At 61.5% G+C, this 15,755-nt stretch carries 15 protein-coding genes; 5 read left to right on the forward strand and 10 right to left on the reverse strand.

Going from position 1 to position 15,755, the window contains the following annotated elements; translation table 11 throughout:
- Positions 1-4: 4 nt before the first annotated feature.
- The 10 genes from Q355_RS15565 to wecB all read right to left on the reverse strand — a co-directional run bounded on the left by Q355_RS15565 (position 5) and on the right by wecB (position 10,198).
- Entirely contained in the window at positions 5-478 is a 474-nt protein-coding gene (locus Q355_RS15565) for a hydrogenase maturation protease (RefSeq protein ID WP_084496081.1), read from the reverse strand.
- Entirely contained in the window at positions 468-1,778 is a 1,311-nt protein-coding gene (locus Q355_RS0107455; protein ID WP_027877222.1) for a Ni/Fe hydrogenase subunit alpha, read from the reverse strand. Before Q355_RS0107455 ends, Q355_RS15565 begins: the two co-directional genes overlap by 11 nt.
- Entirely contained in the window at positions 1,771-2,547 is a 777-nt protein-coding gene (locus Q355_RS0107460) for an NADH-quinone oxidoreductase subunit B family protein (protein WP_027877223.1), read from the reverse strand. Before Q355_RS0107460 ends, Q355_RS0107455 begins: the two co-directional genes overlap by 8 nt.
- Entirely contained in the window at positions 2,548-3,414 is an 867-nt protein-coding gene (locus tag Q355_RS0107465; protein WP_036258960.1) for an FAD/NAD(P)-binding protein, read from the reverse strand. It lies immediately after the preceding gene.
- Entirely contained in the window at positions 3,398-3,865 is a 468-nt protein-coding gene (locus Q355_RS0107470) for a Crp/Fnr family transcriptional regulator (RefSeq protein ID WP_036258963.1), read from the reverse strand. The genes Q355_RS0107465 and Q355_RS0107470 overlap by 17 nt, the downstream gene beginning before the upstream one ends.
- Positions 3,858-5,015 carry a 4Fe-4S dicluster domain-containing protein gene (locus Q355_RS15570; protein ID WP_051529350.1) on the reverse strand — a complete coding sequence of 386 codons (1,158 nt, stop codon included), beginning with the start codon at positions 5,013-5,015 and terminating at the stop codon, positions 3,858-3,860. The genes Q355_RS0107470 and Q355_RS15570 overlap by 8 nt, the downstream gene beginning before the upstream one ends.
- 113 nt (positions 5,016-5,128) lie before the next feature.
- Positions 5,129-5,395 carry a hypothetical protein gene (locus Q355_RS0107480; protein ID WP_027877226.1) on the reverse strand — a complete coding sequence of 89 codons (267 nt, stop codon included), beginning with the start codon at positions 5,393-5,395 and terminating at the stop codon, positions 5,129-5,131.
- A gap of 11 nt (positions 5,396-5,406) precedes the next feature.
- A complete protein-coding gene (gene ppsA / locus Q355_RS0107485) occupies positions 5,407-7,839 on the reverse strand; it encodes a phosphoenolpyruvate synthase (protein ID WP_027877227.1) in 2,433 nt (810 codons plus the stop codon).
- A 179-nt stretch (positions 7,840-8,018) separates the two neighbouring features.
- Positions 8,019-8,849, reverse strand: coding sequence for an alpha/beta hydrolase (locus tag Q355_RS0107490; protein WP_051529351.1), 831 nt, complete (start codon positions 8,847-8,849; stop codon positions 8,019-8,021).
- Positions 8,850-9,064: 215 nt separating this feature from the next.
- On the reverse strand, positions 9,065-10,198 hold the full coding sequence (gene wecB / locus Q355_RS0107495; protein WP_027877229.1) for a non-hydrolyzing UDP-N-acetylglucosamine 2-epimerase: 1,134 nt from the start codon (positions 10,196-10,198) through the stop codon (positions 9,065-9,067).
- A gap of 401 nt (positions 10,199-10,599) precedes the next feature.
- Between wecB and Q355_RS0107500 the strand changes: the two genes are divergently transcribed.
- The 5 genes from Q355_RS0107500 (at position 10,600) to Q355_RS0107520 (ending at position 15,713) form a co-directional block, all read left to right on the forward strand.
- Positions 10,600-11,238, forward strand: a complete 639-nt coding sequence (locus Q355_RS0107500; protein ID WP_036258966.1) for a DUF3108 domain-containing protein — start codon at positions 10,600-10,602, stop codon at positions 11,236-11,238.
- Positions 11,239-11,593: 355 nt separating this feature from the next.
- Positions 11,594-11,935: an Asp23/Gls24 family envelope stress response protein gene (locus Q355_RS0107505; RefSeq protein ID WP_027877231.1), complete on the forward strand. Its 342-nt coding sequence runs from the start codon at positions 11,594-11,596 to the stop codon at positions 11,933-11,935.
- Between the two features lie 41 nt (positions 11,936-11,976).
- Positions 11,977-13,575 carry a DAK2 domain-containing protein gene (locus Q355_RS0107510; protein ID WP_027877232.1) on the forward strand — a complete coding sequence of 533 codons (1,599 nt, stop codon included), beginning with the start codon at positions 11,977-11,979 and terminating at the stop codon, positions 13,573-13,575.
- Positions 13,576-13,939: 364 nt separating this feature from the next.
- Positions 13,940-14,377 carry a 3D domain-containing protein gene (locus tag Q355_RS0107515; protein ID WP_027877233.1) on the forward strand — a complete coding sequence of 146 codons (438 nt, stop codon included), beginning with the start codon at positions 13,940-13,942 and terminating at the stop codon, positions 14,375-14,377.
- 208 nt (positions 14,378-14,585) lie between these two features.
- Entirely contained in the window at positions 14,586-15,713 is a 1,128-nt protein-coding gene (locus Q355_RS0107520; RefSeq protein ID WP_027877234.1) for an ABC transporter permease, read from the forward strand.
- The last annotated feature ends 42 nt before the right edge of the window (positions 15,714-15,755 follow it).

Raw genomic sequence — 15,755 nt, forward strand, 5'->3', positions numbered from 1 at the left:
AGACTCAAGTATCACGCTGAGGGGTGCTTGTTACCGGAGCATTACCTGGGCCTGCCAGAATGCTGCGGATGAACGCCTCGGCGGCTTGCCTGACCTCTGGACTTAGCCCTTCGCCGCTGCCAAACCGCCGACCCTCGAGGCCGTAAACCACCGTGCGGCGAGGCAGCACACCCAGGGCGCGGGCGAGCTCGAGGGCCTCGCTCAGGCTTAAGACGTGGCTCGAGAGGCGATTAAGTGCCGCGGGCAAGGGGTCAGAACCCACCTCGAGCACATGCAGGGTTCCGGGCGGTTGGCCCGAGCACACCGCCTCCACCACCCAGGCCTCGTCGGCCCCGGCCAGGCCCTCCACCAGGCGGGTCAGGTCGTCGCCCACTTCCAGCACTTCCAGGCCCGCTGTGCGAAGTTGTTTGGCAATCCAGGGCCCCACCCCGTCGTCCTGACGGAAGGGATTGCCCAGGGCCAGCACTCTAGGTCTCATGCTCCATTTCCAGCCGCAAAAAGTGGGTCGCGCAGGAGATGCAGGGATCGTAGTTGCGGATGGTCTGCTCGCAGCGCAGGGTGAGCTCGGGTTTGGGCAGCTCGAGGTGGGCCGCCACAAACTGCCGCAGGTCTTCCTCAATCATCTTCTGGTTTTGCGAGGTGGGGGGCACGATTTTGGCCTCGGTAATCAGGCCCTGTTGGTCCATCTGGTAGCGGTGGTAGAGAATGCCGCGGGGGGCCTCGCTACAGCCCGCACCAGTGGCGGCTTTGGGCACCACCGGAAGGCTGGGGGCATCGGGCTCCTCGTATTCGCCCATCAGACGCAGGGCTTCCTCGCAGGCGTAGAGGGTTTCGAGGGCCCGCACCACAATGCTCTGGAAGGGGTTGCGGCAGACCGGCCCCAGGCCAACCTCCTTTGCCAGCGATTGCAGCGGGGCGGGGAGCAGGTCGTAGTTGAGGTTGTAGCGGGCCAGTGGCCCCACCAGATAGGGCTGCCCAGAAAGGGTAGCGTGCAGGGCGTTGGAGTGGGGGACGTGTTCTTCCTGGAAGTGCTGCTCGAAGGCCGAAACCGGGATGTCCAGCCCCCGGTTGGAGACGATGCGCCCCTGCAGGATGGGGTAGGCGCCCTCTTCGCGCAGCGAGACAAAGGTGTAGTCGGGCTTTAGGTCGGGAAAGTTCAGCCCTGCCACAAAGCGCACCGTCTCCAGGGCAATCTCGCGGGCTTGCTCGAGCTTATCCCGCACTGCCAGCAGCTCGGCCTTGCGCGGCACCCGGTAGAACCCGCCCACCTTTACATTTATGGGGTGAATCTCGCGCCCGCCCAAGAGCGTCATCAGTTCGTTGCCGGTCTTCTTGAGCTGGAGGGCCCGCTTGATCCGCTCGGGCTGGTCCTGCGCCAGCCGTACCGCGTCGGGGTAGCCCAGAAAATCGGGGAGATGCAAAAAGTAGATGTGCAGGGTGTGGCTCTCGATCCACTCCCCGCAGTAGAGCAGCCGCCGCAGGGCTTTGAGCTGACCCCCCACTTCCAGGCCCAAAGCGGCCTCCAGGGCCTGGCAGGAACTCATCTGATAGGCCACCGGGCAGATGCCGCAGATGCGGGCGGTGATGTCGGGCACTTCGGCAAAATTGCGCCCGCGCAAAAAAGCCTCAAAGAAACGTGGGGGCTCGAAGATGTCGAGCCGCACCTCTTCGACCTGGTTCCCCTTGACCCGCACATACAAGGCCCCTTCCCCTTCCACGCGGGCCAGGTTGCCTACCCGGATGGTTCGGGTATGGCGGGGTTTCGCGCTGTCATCCATGGCGCGCTGCCTCCTTGCTAAAGGCCTGGGCCCCGGCGTTGTAGGTGCGGAAGGCCCGCTGTTGGGCTGTTTCGTCTACCCCGAGGTGCGTCCACCAGGCGCTCAGGGCCACGGTATTGGGATTCTCCTGAGGGCCAAAGCAGCCGTAGCAGCCCCGCTGGTAGGCCGGGCAGATGGCCCCACATCCGGCCTGGGTGACCGGCCCCAGGCAGGGGATGCCCTGGGCCACCATCACACAGACCGTGCCCCGGGCCTTGCACTCCAGGCAGACGCTGTGCGGGGGGATGTTGGGCTTGCGCTTGTGCAAAAATGCCGAGATCACCTCGAGCAACTGCGCTTTATTCACCGGACAACCCCGCAGCTCGAAGTCCACCTTCACGTGCTCGGAGATGGCGCTGGAGTGCTGCAGGGTCTGGATGTACTCGGGCCGAGCATACACCACGCGGGTAAAGGCCTCCACATCGGCAAAGTTGCGCAAAGCCTGGATGCCCCCCGCCGTGGCACAGGCCCCAATGGCCACTAGAAACCGGGAGTTCTTGCGGATAGCCTGGATGCGCTCGGCGTCGTGGGGGGTGGTGATGGAACCTTCTACCAGCGACAGGTCGTAGGGGCCGGGCAGAACAGCACTGGAGGCCTCGAGGAAGTGGGCAATTGTCACCGCTCCGGCCACGGCCAGCAGTTCATCCTCACAGTCCAAAAGCGAAAGTTGACACCCATCGCAGGAGGCAAACTTCCAGACCGCCAGGGTGGGTTTGTGCTTACCGGGCATCTAGACCTCCTTTCGCACGATCCAATCCCGCACCTGGGGGAAGGCGAATACTGGCCCGTCCTTACAAACGAAGTGCGGCCCCAGCTGGCAATGTCCACAAAAGCCCACTGCACACTTCATGTTGCGCTCCATCGAAAGGTAGAGGTTTTCCTCCGGCACCCCGCGCTTACGCAGCTCGGCAATGGTAAAACGCATCATTACTTCCGGCCCCACCATCAGGGCGGTGGTGTGGGCGGGGTCTAGCTGCAGGTGGGGAATTAGCTCGGTAACCAACCCCACAGCCCCATCCCAACGGCCCTCGGCCCGGTCTACCGTCACCCGCACCGGCGAGGCACCGGGGGCATGGGAGAGGGTGTGCTGCCAGCGCTGGAGTTCTTTGGGGAACAGCAGGTCGGCGGGGGTGCGGGCCCCATAAAGCAGGTAAACCCGCCCGTAGTTCCGGCGGTGGCGCAGCAGGTGGTAGATGGCGGGGCGCAAAGGGGGCAGCCCAATGCCCCCAGCTACCACCACCAGATCACCTCCCCTGGCCTGTTCCATCGGCCAAGCGCTGCCAAAAGGCCCGCGTACCCCCAGCACATCCCCCTTGCGGAGCTGGCACAGGGCCTCGGTGACCGGGCCCACCCGGCGGATGGTGTGCACCAGGCGCTCGGGCTTGTGGGGGTCGCCGCTGATGGAGATGGGTACCTCGCCCACCCCAAAGACATACAGCATGGTGAACTGGCCCGGCAAAAAGGCGAGCGGCGGGCTGGACTGGGCCTCGAGCTCGAGCGTCACCACATCGGCGGTCTCGCGGATGGCCCGTGCCACCCGAAAGGGACGGGGCAGCATGGGGTCGGGCCGTGGGGTAGAACTAATGAGGCTGACCATATAAGTCCAGTAGGCGAAGCCGGGTGGCCTGCAAGCGTCCGCCGATAACCCTCGAGAAGCGCTTGCACAGCTCGTAACCGAAGTGGTGGTCTTCTTCCGAGCGCTGGCGTACCGCCGCTGCATCGAAGGCCAGCAAGCGGGCAGCCTGGAAGATGTGGGCATCGAAGGTCTTGCGGGTCTCGGGCAGCATCACCGACCAGCCCAGCACCTCCCCCGGCCCCAGGGTCTGAATCACCAGCGCACCTCGCCCAGGGGTGTGGATTTCCAGGCGCACCAGCCCCTCTTGAACCAGGTAAAAGTCTTTGGATTGGTCGCCCTCCCGGTACAGGTAGTCGCCTACTTCCAGCGCCAGGGGCTCGGCCAGCTCGGCCAGCCAGGCCAGGTCTTTGGGTCGCAGGCCGCGGAAGAAGGGATGTTCGCTCAGATACTGCTGAAGGCTGGTTTTAGACATGTGCACCCCCCGCTGGCGGTACGGACCAGGGCTGCCCCGAAGGCGAGGCCCTCATGGCAGCCACTTCTTCGGTCAGGTCAATCCCCACCGGACACCAGGTGATGCAGCGGCCACAGCCCACACACCCCAGGCTGCCAAACTGGTCCTGCCAGGTAGCCAGCTTGTGGGTTAGCCACTGGCGGTAGCGGGCCCTGGTCGAGACCCGCACGCTGCCCCCGTGAAGGTAGGAGAAGTCGGCGGTGAAGCAGGAATCCCAGCGGCGGGTGCGTTCGGCCATCTGGCCCGCGAGGTCGGTATGGTCTTCCACGCTGGTACAGAAGCAGGTGGGGCAGACCTGTGTACAGTTGCCGCAGCTCAGGCAGCGGGCCGCCACCTCCTCCCAACGGGGGTGCTCGAGGTTCTGGTAGAGCATCTCCTTGAGCCCTTCGGTATCCAGTTGGCGTCCCATCTGACGGGCCGCCTGGGCCACCAGGGCCTCGGCTTGGCTCCACTCCGACCCCTCCGCCGGACGATGGGCTACCCGATCCAAAAGCCGGGCTCCGGCCTCGCTGCCCACCTCCCCCACAAAATAGTGCCGGTCGCCCTCCAGTACCTCGGTCAGGGCCAGGTCAAAGCCGGTCTGGGCTTTGGGGCCGCTGTTCACCGAGGTGCAAAAACAGGTGTTGCCCGCTTGTGTACAGTTGATGGCCACAATAAACACTTGCTCGCGCCGGGCTTGGTAATGGGGGTCCTGGTAGGGGCCGCCCAGAAAAACCCGATCCTGTATCTGAATGGCTGCCAGTTCGCAGGCCCGCACCCCAAAGAAGGCATATTTGGGGATGGGCTCGTCTTCGCTTTCGAACTCGAGCTTCCCGTTTTCCCTATGGGATCGGAACAAACGCAGAAGGGGCGGGTGCAAAAACCGCTTCCAGCTATGAGGCCCCACGTTGTAGCCAAACAGGGCCTCGTCGCTTCGCCGCCGCAGACGGTAGGTGCCCCCCTCCTGGTGGTCGGTGTAGCCGATGGGAAGGTCTTCAAGCCGCTGGAGTTCGTCGTAGACGATGGCCCCTTCCCGCATTGTGGGCCCCAGCGTCTGGTAGCCCTCGGCCTTGAGGGCCTGCAATAGCTGCTCGAGCCCAGAGCGTTCCAGTACAAACTGGCCCTTGCTCATGCCTTCCTCCGTTGCTTTTAGCTTAACCGATTGCGCCTGGGCCAAATGACCTCCGGCCTCGAGCCTTGCTAAGCTCGAGGCTAGGTCAGAGCTAAAGCCCACAAGTTCAGTGGCTAAGGGCTTAAACCCTCAAATCCGCTTACGCTCATCCCGCCGACCCCCAGCGCAATAATTTCTGCGCGGTTGATCAGCAGGTATTCCAGTTTTTCTTGCATCACCCCTTCGCCCACCACTGCGTTCCGCAAGATCAACACATTTTCCGGCCCACCCCACTGGGCCGCGCAGCGCCGGAAGGTTTCTGGGTCGTGAAACTCGTCCGGCCCAATCTCGTCGCCCTGTATGATGCGCTCTCCCAGAAAAACAATGCGAGTGTGCCTCATAAAAGCCTCCCTCAAGCCCTGGCTTTGCGTCCTTTACGGTTTTGCTCGGTCTCCACGATGCGCCGCTTGGTGCGCACCACCGAGTCGGGGTTAAGGCTGATGGAGTCGATGCCTGCATCCACCAGGAAAGCGGCAAACTCGGGGTAGTCGGAGGGAGCCTGCCCGCAGATTCCCACCTTGCGCCCGTGCTTGTGGGCTTTTTGAATCAGTTCGGCGCAGGCCCACCTGACCGCCGGGCTGCGCTCGTCGAAGAGGGCCGCTACCTGGGTGGAGTCGCGGTCTACCCCCAGCACCAACTGGGTCAGGTCGTTGGAGCCAATCGAGAAGCCGTCAAAAACCTGGCTAAATTCTTCGGCCAGGATCACGTTGGAAGGAATCTCGGCCATCACGTAGACCTCGAGGCCGTTCTTACCACGCTCCAGGCCTCCTTCTTTCATGACATCGAGCACCTTTTTGCCTTCCTCTACCGTGCGGCAGAAGGGAATCATCACCACCAGGTTGGCGAGGCCCATCTCGTCGCGTACCCGCCGCACCGCCTCGACCTCGAGCAAAAAGCCCTCTTTGTAGTCGGGGTGGTAGTAGCGGCTGGCCCCACGCCAGCCCAGCATGGGGTTTTCCTCGCTCGGCTCAAAGGCCTCGCCCCCCAGCAGCTTGGCGTACTCGTTGGTCTTGAAGTCGCTCATGCGCAAGATAACCGGCTTGGGATAGAAGGCCCCGGCCAGCACCGCGATGCTCTGGCTTAGGCGGTCAATGAAGTATTCGCGCCCGCTCTTGTAGCCATTGGTTTTAACCTCGATTTCGCGCCGCACCTTGGGGCTTAGTTTTTCGGGGTGCAGCAGTGCCAGGGGATGAATGCCCACCCAGTCGGCAAAGATAAACTCCATCCGGGCCAAGCCCACCCCATCGTTGGGCAGCAGGGCCAGCCGGAAGGCCTGCTCGGGGTTGCCCACGTTCATCATGACCTGGGTGCGGGTGGCGCCGATTTGGAAGGGGTCGAATTCCTCCACGCTGAATTTCAAAACCCCCTCATAAACCCGCCCCACCTCGCCCTGGGCGCACGAGACCGTGACCGGGCCACCCTTAGCCAGGGCTTTGGTCGCCCCAGCAGCCCCCACCACCGCCGGAATGCCCAGCTCGCGGGCCACAATGGCCGCGTGCGAGGTGCGCCCGCCCCGCTCGGTCACGATGGCGCTGGCAATCTTCATGATGGGTTCCCAGTCGGGGTTGGTGGTGACGGTCACCAAAACATCGCCGGGCTTGATCTGGTTCATGGCCTTGGGGTCGCGGATGACTTTGGCGGGCCCCGTAGCAATCTTTTCCCCCACCGCCAGCCCTTCCACCAGCACCTTGCCTTCTTGTAGCAGGGTATAGGTCTTGATGGTGGGGTTTTTACGGCTGTGGACGGTTTCGGGCCGGGCCTGCACAATAAACAGCTCACCGGTAATCCCGTCCTTGGCCCACTCGATGTCCATAGGGGTGGGTGAGCCCCGTTTTTTGCTGTAGTGCTGCTCGATCGCAACCGCCCACCGGGCCAGGGTCAGCACTTCTTCGTTGGAGAGCACCCACTGGACTTCTTCGTTGGAGAGCACCCACTGGTTGCGTTCGGCGGGCGCTACCGGGTTGTTGCGTAGCTTGTGATGCTCGGCGTCGTAGACCAAACGCAGTTCCTTGGCCCCCAGTTTTTTCCAGAGCAAGGGCTTGTAGCCTTTGGCCAGGGTTTCCTTATGGACATAGAAACGGTCGGGGGTGGACTTGCCCTGCACGATGTTCTCGCCCAGGCCCCACACCCCTTCCAGCATCACCACCCCGTCAAAGCCGGTCTCGGTATCGAGGGTAAAGATCACGCCCGAGGAAGCCAGATCCGAGCGCACCAGTTGCTGCACTCCCACCGAGAGCAAGACCTTTTCGTGGGGGAAGCCCATATCTACCCGGTAGCGGGTGGCCCGGGCGGTGTAGAGGCTGGCAAAGCATTTCTTCACGGCCTCCAGCAACTCGGCCTCGCCCTGGATGCCCAGATAGCTCTCGTGCTGCCCGGCAAAACTGGCAGTGGGCAGGTCTTCGGCGGTGGCGCTGGAGCGTACCGCCACCATCAGGTCTTCTATGCCGGCCCGGCGCGAGAGTTCGCGGTAGGCCAGCAGAATTTCACCCTCGAGGTCTTCCGGCAGCGAGGCCCGCAGAATCAGGTTGCGGATGAGCCGGGTGCGCCGGGCCAGGTCGTCGGGGTCGTGGGGGTTCAGCTCGCGCAACTGCTCGCGGATGGGGGCCCCCAGGCCGTTGGCCTGTAGGAAGTGATGGTAAGCCTCAGCAGTAACAGCAAAGCCATCGGGCACCCGTACCCCCAGCTTGCCCAGTTCGCGTACCATCTCGCCCAACGAGGCGTTCTTGCCCCCGACCAGTGGTACTTGTTCGATACCCACCTCCTTAAACCACCGCACAAAGCGCAGCGTGGGTTGGACGGAACGGCCCTTGGGGCGGCTCGAGCCCGAACGGGGCTTCGCGGATTCAACAGTAGCCATAAATGCCTCCTGCCTAAACCCTAAAAAGCCCTTATTACCAAGCCATTACTTGCATAGAGGGGCCAGACCTGGGAGCGGTTCGGTGCCCCGATGCAAGAGAAGATTTTCTACAGGTGCCGATCGAGCCAGTCGGCAATGTCTTGCAAAACCTGTTCCTTTTGCAGGTCGTTGAGGGGCTCGTGATATCCCCCCGGATAGATGCGCAGCTCTTTGTCGATCGAGGATACCTCTCGGAAAAGCCAGTGTGCCCCCTCGACGCGGTTGATGGCGTCGGCCTCACCATGCAGGATGAGCAGCGGATCCACAACCCTTTTGACCTGGGTTTTGAGCGAGCCCATGGCGTTCAGCACTTCGGTGCCCCAGCGGACACTGGCCCTACTGTGCACGAGGGGATCGTTACGATAAGCTTCGATCACGGCTGGGTCGCGGGAGAGGGCTTTGATATTTAGCCCCAGTTTGAACGACAAAGCGGGCCAGTTTGCAGATAGCAGCCGCGCCGCGGCCACCAGCAGGGGATTAGCGGTGCTACCCGGCTCGAGCAAGGCCCCACTCACGATGGCTCCCCTTATGTCCAGGGGCTGCATTGTCAGGTAGCTCAGCACCACCAGGCCGCCCATGCTGTGGCCAAACAAGAACGATGGCAGCGAGGGTTCGCAGGCTTGTGCAAAGTTGCGAAAAATGGCCAGGGCGTGCCAGTAATCGGTCCAGCTGTCGATGTGCCCGCGCTGCCCACTCGAGCGACCATGACCCACCAGGTCGTGGGCATACACCGCGTAGCCACGGGAAACCAGGTACTCTGCAAAATGGGCATAGCGCCCGCTGTGCTCGCCAAAACCATGGGTCACAACCAAAAAGGCTTTGGGCCTGCTGGGGCGCCAGCGCCGGTAGAACTGTCCGTAGCCATTTCCGCTTGGGGCAATACCTTCATGGATATGCATAGTCCTGTCAACCTAATGTGAGCGCATTATAAGCAATCCAACTGGCGGTAGCCACTGGCCCTGTACTATTGGGATACTGCCCCCCAGGCTGGCAGGTGAGTTTGCCGAACCACCGCAAGGGGTGCATTGTGCGAAAAAGCCCGAAGACAACCTCGTCCATCTGGGCCTGGCCTACCACCTCTGGGTTGCGCGGGTTTATCTGCGGGGGTGCTCCTTTAGCGCAGCACGCTGTAGCCCGCCCAGTCGACGGGACGCTCCGCCAGGCCCAGGCGCCAGGCCACCCCCTGGGCACAGCGCTCACCTGCCCGGCCATCGCCATAGGGGTTGGGCCGGAGGCGCATGGCCTGCAGGGCGGCTTCATCCGAGAGCAGGGTGTGGATGGTCGCAAAAACCTGCTCTGGGTCGGTTCCGGCTAGCTTCAAGGCCCCCACCTCGAGCCCTTCGGGTCGTTCGGTTACGTTGCGCAGCACCACCACCGGTATGCCCAGGGTGGCCCCGCTTTCCTGAACCCCGCCGGAGTCGGTTACGAGCAGAGTTGAGCGCCTCATCAACCCAGCCATAGCGCCAAACTCCAGCGGCTCGAGCAGCTCGAAGTTGGGCACTTTTTCCAGCACTGGATACACGGCCTCCCGCACCGCCGGGTTCAGGTGCACCGGGTATACAAAATGACACTCGGGATGGGCCCGGGCTACTCGAGCCAGGGCCGCAGCCAGCTCGTGCATAAAGGGCAGGTTTTCACGGCGGTGCATGGTTACGGTCACGATGCGCTTGCCTGCGGGCAGGGGGGGAGGGGTGCCGCGTTCGCTGGCATACAGCACCGCGTCTACTTCGGTCTGGCCTGTTACGATTATGTTTTGCGCGGCTTTGCCCTCCTGCAAGAGGTTTTTCTTAGAAGTATGGGTAGGGGCCAGATCCAGGTCGGTGAGCACATCGGTCAGGCGGCGATTGGCTTCCTCGGGGAAGGGCTCGAGCAGATTAAAGCTACGCAGCCCCGCCTCTACGTGTGCAACTGGAATATGCTCGAAGAAAGCCGCCAGGGTTACGGCAAAGGTGGTCAGGGTATCGCCGTGCACCATCACATAGTCGGCGCGAAGCTCCTTAAGTTTTGCTGCCGCAGCTGGCACAATGCGTCCCATCAGGTCTGGGAGGGTCTGGCGCTCGGTCATCACCTGTAAGTCGGCGTCGGGCTCGATGCCAAATACCCTTAGAGCGTCCTCGAGCTGTGTGCGGTGTTGCCCGGTTGAAAGCACAATGGTTTCGATACCCGCCAGCTTGCGCATAGCAAAGATAACCGGAGCCATCTTGATGGCTTCGGGCCGGGTTCCAAAGGCCAGCACCACCCGCTTCATGGCGCCTCCTGCCGATTTGCTGGTAAATACAAGGTCTTCATCCTGTCGAACTATAGTACAGCTCTTTTGCTGCTGCGTTCAGATAAACATAGGACTTACGCAGTTGAACGTTGACAAAACCATAGGTTGGCTCCTCACTTCAGCCCGTCGGAATTGTGTTTTATTGACGTTGTGGGCTTCTTGTTTCTGGAATCGTTATACCTTGTAAACGCAGGTACGTTAGGATTCGGGTAAATACCGTTCTGTACGCGATTTTATCGATCTTGTTCCCCCCAAATCCTCACTCAAGTGCGCAACTCCTAAAACAATTAAACAATCATCTCTGGCTGTTCCGGCAGGTGTTGTACGCTGGGGGGGTGGGATCCGCAGGGTGGATAAAGCGCTTTGCTTTGCTTGTAGCAATGGCTGTGGGCATGCTGGCCCTGGCCCAGAGCGTCCCCTGGCCTCCCGGTGAGCGGCTGACCTATAACCTTACCTGGCAGGGTATAGGGGTGGGCAGGCTTTACCTCAGCGCCGATCCAGTGGAGGGCGGCTGGCGTTTTCGCCTCAAGCTCGAGCCCACCGGGCTGGCCAAGGCCGCGGGCTATGGCCTGGAGTCTGAAAGCCAGGTAGGCCTCGACTTCTTTACCGACCGCTTCTGGCAAAACCTGACCGAGCCGCTCAAGGGCACCACCCGGCTGGTCTATGAACGCCAGGAAAACAGCGGTTCATGGGCGAAGGTGATGCACCCAGACGGTAGACAGACCGGTTGGAACAGCCCGAGCGACCAGATACTGGATCAGCTTGCGCTCATCTACTACCTGCGTCTGCGCCCCGAGACCCGCCAGATTTACGCGGTGGACTACCCCAAACCCGTCCAGGGACGCCTGGAGGTGCTGCCGCCCAACAATGGCCTGGTGGGGTATCGTTTTGCTCGAGAAGACGTTCTGATAGAAGTCTGGTACCGCCAGGATGCCCGGCGCACCCCGGTTCGCTTCGTCTTCGGGCGGGATTTTGGCCGACTGGAAGCCAGCCTGGTCGAGAACAGCAATGGGCGCTGATCCACGCGATGGGGCTGAACCCCACCGGCAGCTTTCTGTTTGGCGCAGGTCAACACCGACTGGATGTTAGAGCAGTTCCTGGCCCTGCTTTTGATGGGGGGCAGTAAAAAGAACAAATCAAAGGCATTTCTTTACCATAAATTGGGGAAGCCCGTCTGATGCACGGTGGTATATACGCCCCACAAAAGGCCAGAGCCGACCCGGCGGCCACTGGTGCAGGTGCTTTACAAACTTGGAAACTGGGTTTGGGTGAGTTATAGTTGCCCCATAGGGAACCTAATCAACCTCAACGGGGCCTTTGTGGCTCTAGAGAAGGTTGGGGTTGAAAGCAAGAGAGCAGATCTGGAGGCATGGTTTGAAAGGAAACATCACCGTAACGGAAGGCGCGCTGGCCGCTATTTTGGGCCTGGCTGCGCATGAAGTGCCGGGTGTGCTGGGCATGAGCCCTGCAGGCATCCGCGAGTCAATTAGTCGCGTCCTGGGCCGCAGCGAGGCCAGTGAAGGGGTGGTGGTCAAGCCTGACCCAGCCGCAAGCGGGAAGTATCAGGCCGACCTGTACGTGGTGATCGCCTTTGGGGCCCGCATACCCACAGTGGTGGATAGCATAGGGGAGCGGGTGCGCTGGGCAGCCAAAAGCCTGGCCGGGGCTGAGCTTTCTAGCGTGCGTGTCCACGTGGTAGGGGTGAGCCGTGGCTAGGCGGGCCAGGGAACAACAAGCAGTAGGGCAGGGGGTGCGTCATGGCCAGTAACCTTTCACCTGGCGAGCTGGCCCAGGCCTTTCGTTATGCGACCGATTGGTTTGCGGTCTATGTAGAAGAAGTGAACGCGCTCAACGTTTATCCGGTACCCGATGGCGATACCGGTACTAACATGCACCTCACCCTACAGTCGGTGCGACGGGAGCTCGACCTGGCCGACACCAGCAAAATGAGTGAGGTGGCTCGAGCCATCAGCTATGGTTCGCTGCTGGGTGCCAGGGGCAACTCGGGGGTCATCACTTCCCAGATTCTCAAGGGCTTTGCCGAGACCATTAAAGATGCGGCCATGCTTTCGCCTGCCTTGCTGGCCCAGGCTTTCGAGGAAGGCTCCCGTATGGGCTACAAGGCGGTGATGAAGCCTGTAGAAGGCACCATCCTGACCGTTTCGCGTGGGGTGGCTGAAGGCGCGCGGGAGGCTTTGGAGAAAGGAGCCGGCAGCCTCGAGGAGGTTCTGCAGGGGGCTTTGTTGAGAGGCCGTGAAGCCTCCGACCGTACCCCCGAGCTGCTGCCGGTGCTCAAGCAAGCTGGGGTGGTAGACGCCGGAGGGGTGGGCCTGCTGCGTTTTATCGAGGGGCTCGAGGGTTACCTCAAGGGCTTGCCCCTGCCCGAACCGCCCAAAATTGAGCGCTATGCCCAGACCGCCTTTGAGGAAGAAGAGTTTGGCTACTGCACTGAGTTTTTGATGGAGGGTGTGGCCGAATCCATCGAGAAAATCCGTGAAGCGGTTTCGTCCTTTGGCGACTCACTGCTGGTGGTGGGGGCCGAGGGCTACGTCAAGGGCCACATCCACACCAACGACCCCGACGGGCTGCTGGCCAGCGTGGCCCGCTACGGCAAGATGATCCGCACCAAGGTCGAGGACATGTCCCAGCAGCACACCGAGATCCTCTCCATGGCTGGGGCAGTCGACGAGGCGCCACCCCCCACCGGTCTGGTGGTGGTGGCCAACGGCTGGGGGCTGGTCAAAGCCTTCCGGGGTTTTGGGGCGCGGGTTGTGGCCGGGGGTCAGACCGCCAACCCCAGCGTGCAGGACATCCTGGACGCCATTCGAAGCCTGCCCAACCCCGAAGTAATCGTGCTGCCCAACAACAGCAACGTGATTATGTCGGCCCAGCAAGCAGCCAGCCTGGCTGAGGGAAAGACCGTACACGTCATACCCACCCGCACCATGGGCCAGGGGCTGGCGGCCAGCGTGCTGTACCAGCCTGAGCTGCCCTCGAGCGAGCTCCTGCCCGAGATGGAAGAGGCCTCTAGACGAGCCGCCACCCTGGAAGTCACCCGGGCCAGCCGGAGCGTGGAGATAAGTGGGGTCAGCGTGACCGAGGGGCAGCCCATCGGCTTGCGTGATGACAAGCTGGTACTGGCAGCCGATACCCCCGAGGATGCCTTATTTAATCTGGTCAGCCTGGCGGTTCAGGAAAATGAGCGCGAGATACTCACCATTTTCCACGGCCCCACCCTTACCAAAGAAACCCTGGATGCCCTGACGGCTCGAGTTTCTCAGGCTTTCCCCGAGCTTAGCCTCGAGGTTCATCCGGGTGGGCCTGACCTCTACGACTACCTTGCCGTGCTGGAGTAGGCCCAAACCCCAGGTATAGGTGCTGTCCGGTGTGCAAACCGGACAGTTTTTGCATCCCGGCGTTACGGACTATGCCCCACACGTAATGTAGCCCCACTGATTTGTGATTGGAAAAACACGTGCAGTACGGCATAAATGCTACATTTTGAGCCGCAAATCCTGTCAGGCAGATGTCATGTTTAAAGATGAGAAATGTAAAGGAGTGCTTTAGGTTGGACTCATAAAACAGTGAGCCAAATAGGCCTTGTTAAGCAAGTAAATAAAAGACTCCCCGAATAAACCACATCTAGACGGCCCGGCTAAATGAGAGACGTAACGCCTCTTTCTAAGAGAACCTGAGAACTACCCCCTAACCTCGAGGTGTATGAGATGGTTACTGTATTTGCGAATTCCAATCCTGATCCTGCTGATTGCAGTGTTTGGATTAAGCTGGGCCCAGGCCCCCCGGGTGATGACCCTCAAGGCTACGGCCTACACCTCTTCGGTGCGAGAGACCGACAGCACGCCCTTCATCACTGCCACGGGTGCGCGCACCCGTATCGGCATCATCGCGGTTAGCCGGGATATGCTGCGCGAACTGCCCTATGGTTCTAAAGTGATGCTCGAGGATCTGGGCACCACCGGGGGCAAGGGCAAGGGCCGCTTCAACTACCTGTTCAAGGATCGGGTTTTTGTTGTGGAAGACACCATGCATCCCCGCAAGCGGGAGCAGCTCGACGTCTGGCTCCCCGACCGGAATACCGCCATTCGCTTTGGGGTACGCAACGTTCGGGTCACGGTGATTCAGCGGGGCCGGGGGTAAGGCCAACCCTACCCGGAGCACGCCGCTAAGGGTGAGCGCGGATGTGGGCGCCCCTCAGGCAGGGCGAGGTAAGATGGTCGGGCCTGGGGGCGTAGCGCTGGGATTGTTGCACCGCTAAAGCACATCTGCTGCTGAAGTAGCTGGGGATGCTTTGAAGCTGCAAGCATCCATGGCAAAAACAGCAGGGTGCCCGACCCTCACCAACCCTATGCGGTTCATCTGGTTTCTTGCATCACGCTACCTGCGTCACCGCCGCACCCAGAGCCTCATCAGCCTGCTGGGGGTGGCGGTGGGCATTATGGTGCTTACCACTGCCCTTTCACTTACCAATGGCTTTATTAAGGGGCTGGTTGAAGCCACCCTTAAGGCCGTGCCGCACATCTACCTGCAAAGCCTGAACCCTGAGGAAAGCCCCCCACCTCCCCCCCACCCCCAGGTAGTGGGCCAGGCCCCGGTGCTCCTGACCAAGGCCCTCCTGACCCGCCGGGCTGGGGCGGGCCGCAGCGCAGGGGCCGACTTTGCCACCCTGATTGGGCTGGGGGACGGCGGAGAGGCAGTCTACCCCGAGCTCGACCTATCGCAGCTAAAGCCCGGTGGCATCGTGCTGGGCAGTGCCCTGGCCCGCAGCCTGGGGGCCTACCCGGGCGACAGGCTTTTTCTGGTTTCCATCAACCAGAAGCGCATCGAGCTAAGGGTGGTGGGCTCGTTTCAGACCGGCAACTACCTTCTCGATGCGGGCTTCGCCTTTACCACCCTGCAGGATGCCCGCGAACTGATGGAAGCCCCCACGGCCCTCTCGGGCTATCAACTCCGCCTGCGTGACCCTGAGCAGGCCCCGCAGGTGGGGCTGGCCCTGGCTGGGCGGCATTACTTCCCCCAGACCTGGCAGTCCAGCAACCGCACCCTGATCGAACAGCTGGCCCTGCAAAAACGGGTGATTGGTATCGTGGTCTTTTTGATTGTGGTGGTGGCGGCCTTGGGTATGGCCAGCGTACTGGTGCTTACGGTCATCGAGAAAACCCCCGACATTGCGCTGCTGCGGGTAATGGGGGCCAGGGCCAATCAGGTGGCGGGGGTGTTTGCGCTTCAGGGCTTGGTGCTGGGCACGCTGGGTATCGCTTTGGGCAACCTGCTGGGCTTTGGCCTCTCCAGCTACTTTGCCTGGCGACCTGTAGAGATTCCGGGTGAGCTTTATTTCCTCACCCGCCTGCCGGTGGAGATCAAGGCTTCAGACTTTGTCTGGGTTTCGCTGCTGAGCTTGCTGGTGGTGCTGCTGGCTTCGCTTTTGCCGCTTTGGCGGGCTTTACGCATCAAACCAGGTGAAGTGTTGCGTTAAGGTTATGTCAACCCCGCCTGAGGCTTTCAAATGTTTTTGATT

The sequence above is a fragment of the Meiothermus cerbereus DSM 11376 genome (genome assembly GCF_000620065.1).
Lineage (GTDB): Bacteria > Deinococcota > Deinococci > Deinococcales > Thermaceae > Meiothermus > Meiothermus cerbereus.

Excerpts from the sequence above, each read along its gene's own strand:
- Q355_RS0107455 (WP_027877222.1), bottom strand. The coding sequence starts at position 1,778 with ATGGATGACAGCGCGAAACCCCGCCATACCCGAACCATCCGGGTAGGC.
- Q355_RS0107500 (WP_036258966.1), top strand. The coding sequence starts at position 10,600 with ATGGCTGTGGGCATGCTGGCCCTGGCCCAGAGCGTCCCCTGGCCTCCC.
- Q355_RS0107490 (WP_051529351.1), bottom strand. The coding sequence starts at position 8,849 with ATGCATATCCATGAAGGTATTGCCCCAAGCGGAAATGGCTACGGACAG.
- Q355_RS0107515 (WP_027877233.1), top strand. The coding sequence starts at position 13,940 with ATGAGATGGTTACTGTATTTGCGAATTCCAATCCTGATCCTGCTGATT.
- Q355_RS0107480 (WP_027877226.1), bottom strand. The coding sequence starts at position 5,395 with ATGAGGCACACTCGCATTGTTTTTCTGGGAGAGCGCATCATACAGGGC.
- Q355_RS0107470 (WP_036258963.1), bottom strand. The coding sequence starts at position 3,865 with ATGTCTAAAACCAGCCTTCAGCAGTATCTGAGCGAACATCCCTTCTTC.
- Q355_RS15565 (WP_084496081.1), bottom strand. The coding sequence starts at position 478 with ATGAGACCTAGAGTGCTGGCCCTGGGCAATCCCTTCCGTCAGGACGAC.
- Q355_RS0107465 (WP_036258960.1), bottom strand. The coding sequence starts at position 3,414 with ATGGTCAGCCTCATTAGTTCTACCCCACGGCCCGACCCCATGCTGCCC.
- wecB (WP_027877229.1), bottom strand. The coding sequence starts at position 10,198 with ATGAAGCGGGTGGTGCTGGCCTTTGGAACCCGGCCCGAAGCCATCAAG.
- Q355_RS15570 (WP_051529350.1), bottom strand. The coding sequence starts at position 5,015 with ATGAGCAAGGGCCAGTTTGTACTGGAACGCTCTGGGCTCGAGCAGCTA.
- Q355_RS0107520 (WP_027877234.1), top strand. The coding sequence starts at position 14,586 with ATGCGGTTCATCTGGTTTCTTGCATCACGCTACCTGCGTCACCGCCGC.
- Q355_RS0107510 (WP_027877232.1), top strand. The coding sequence starts at position 11,977 with ATGGCCAGTAACCTTTCACCTGGCGAGCTGGCCCAGGCCTTTCGTTAT.
- Q355_RS0107460 (WP_027877223.1), bottom strand. The coding sequence starts at position 2,547 with ATGCCCGGTAAGCACAAACCCACCCTGGCGGTCTGGAAGTTTGCCTCC.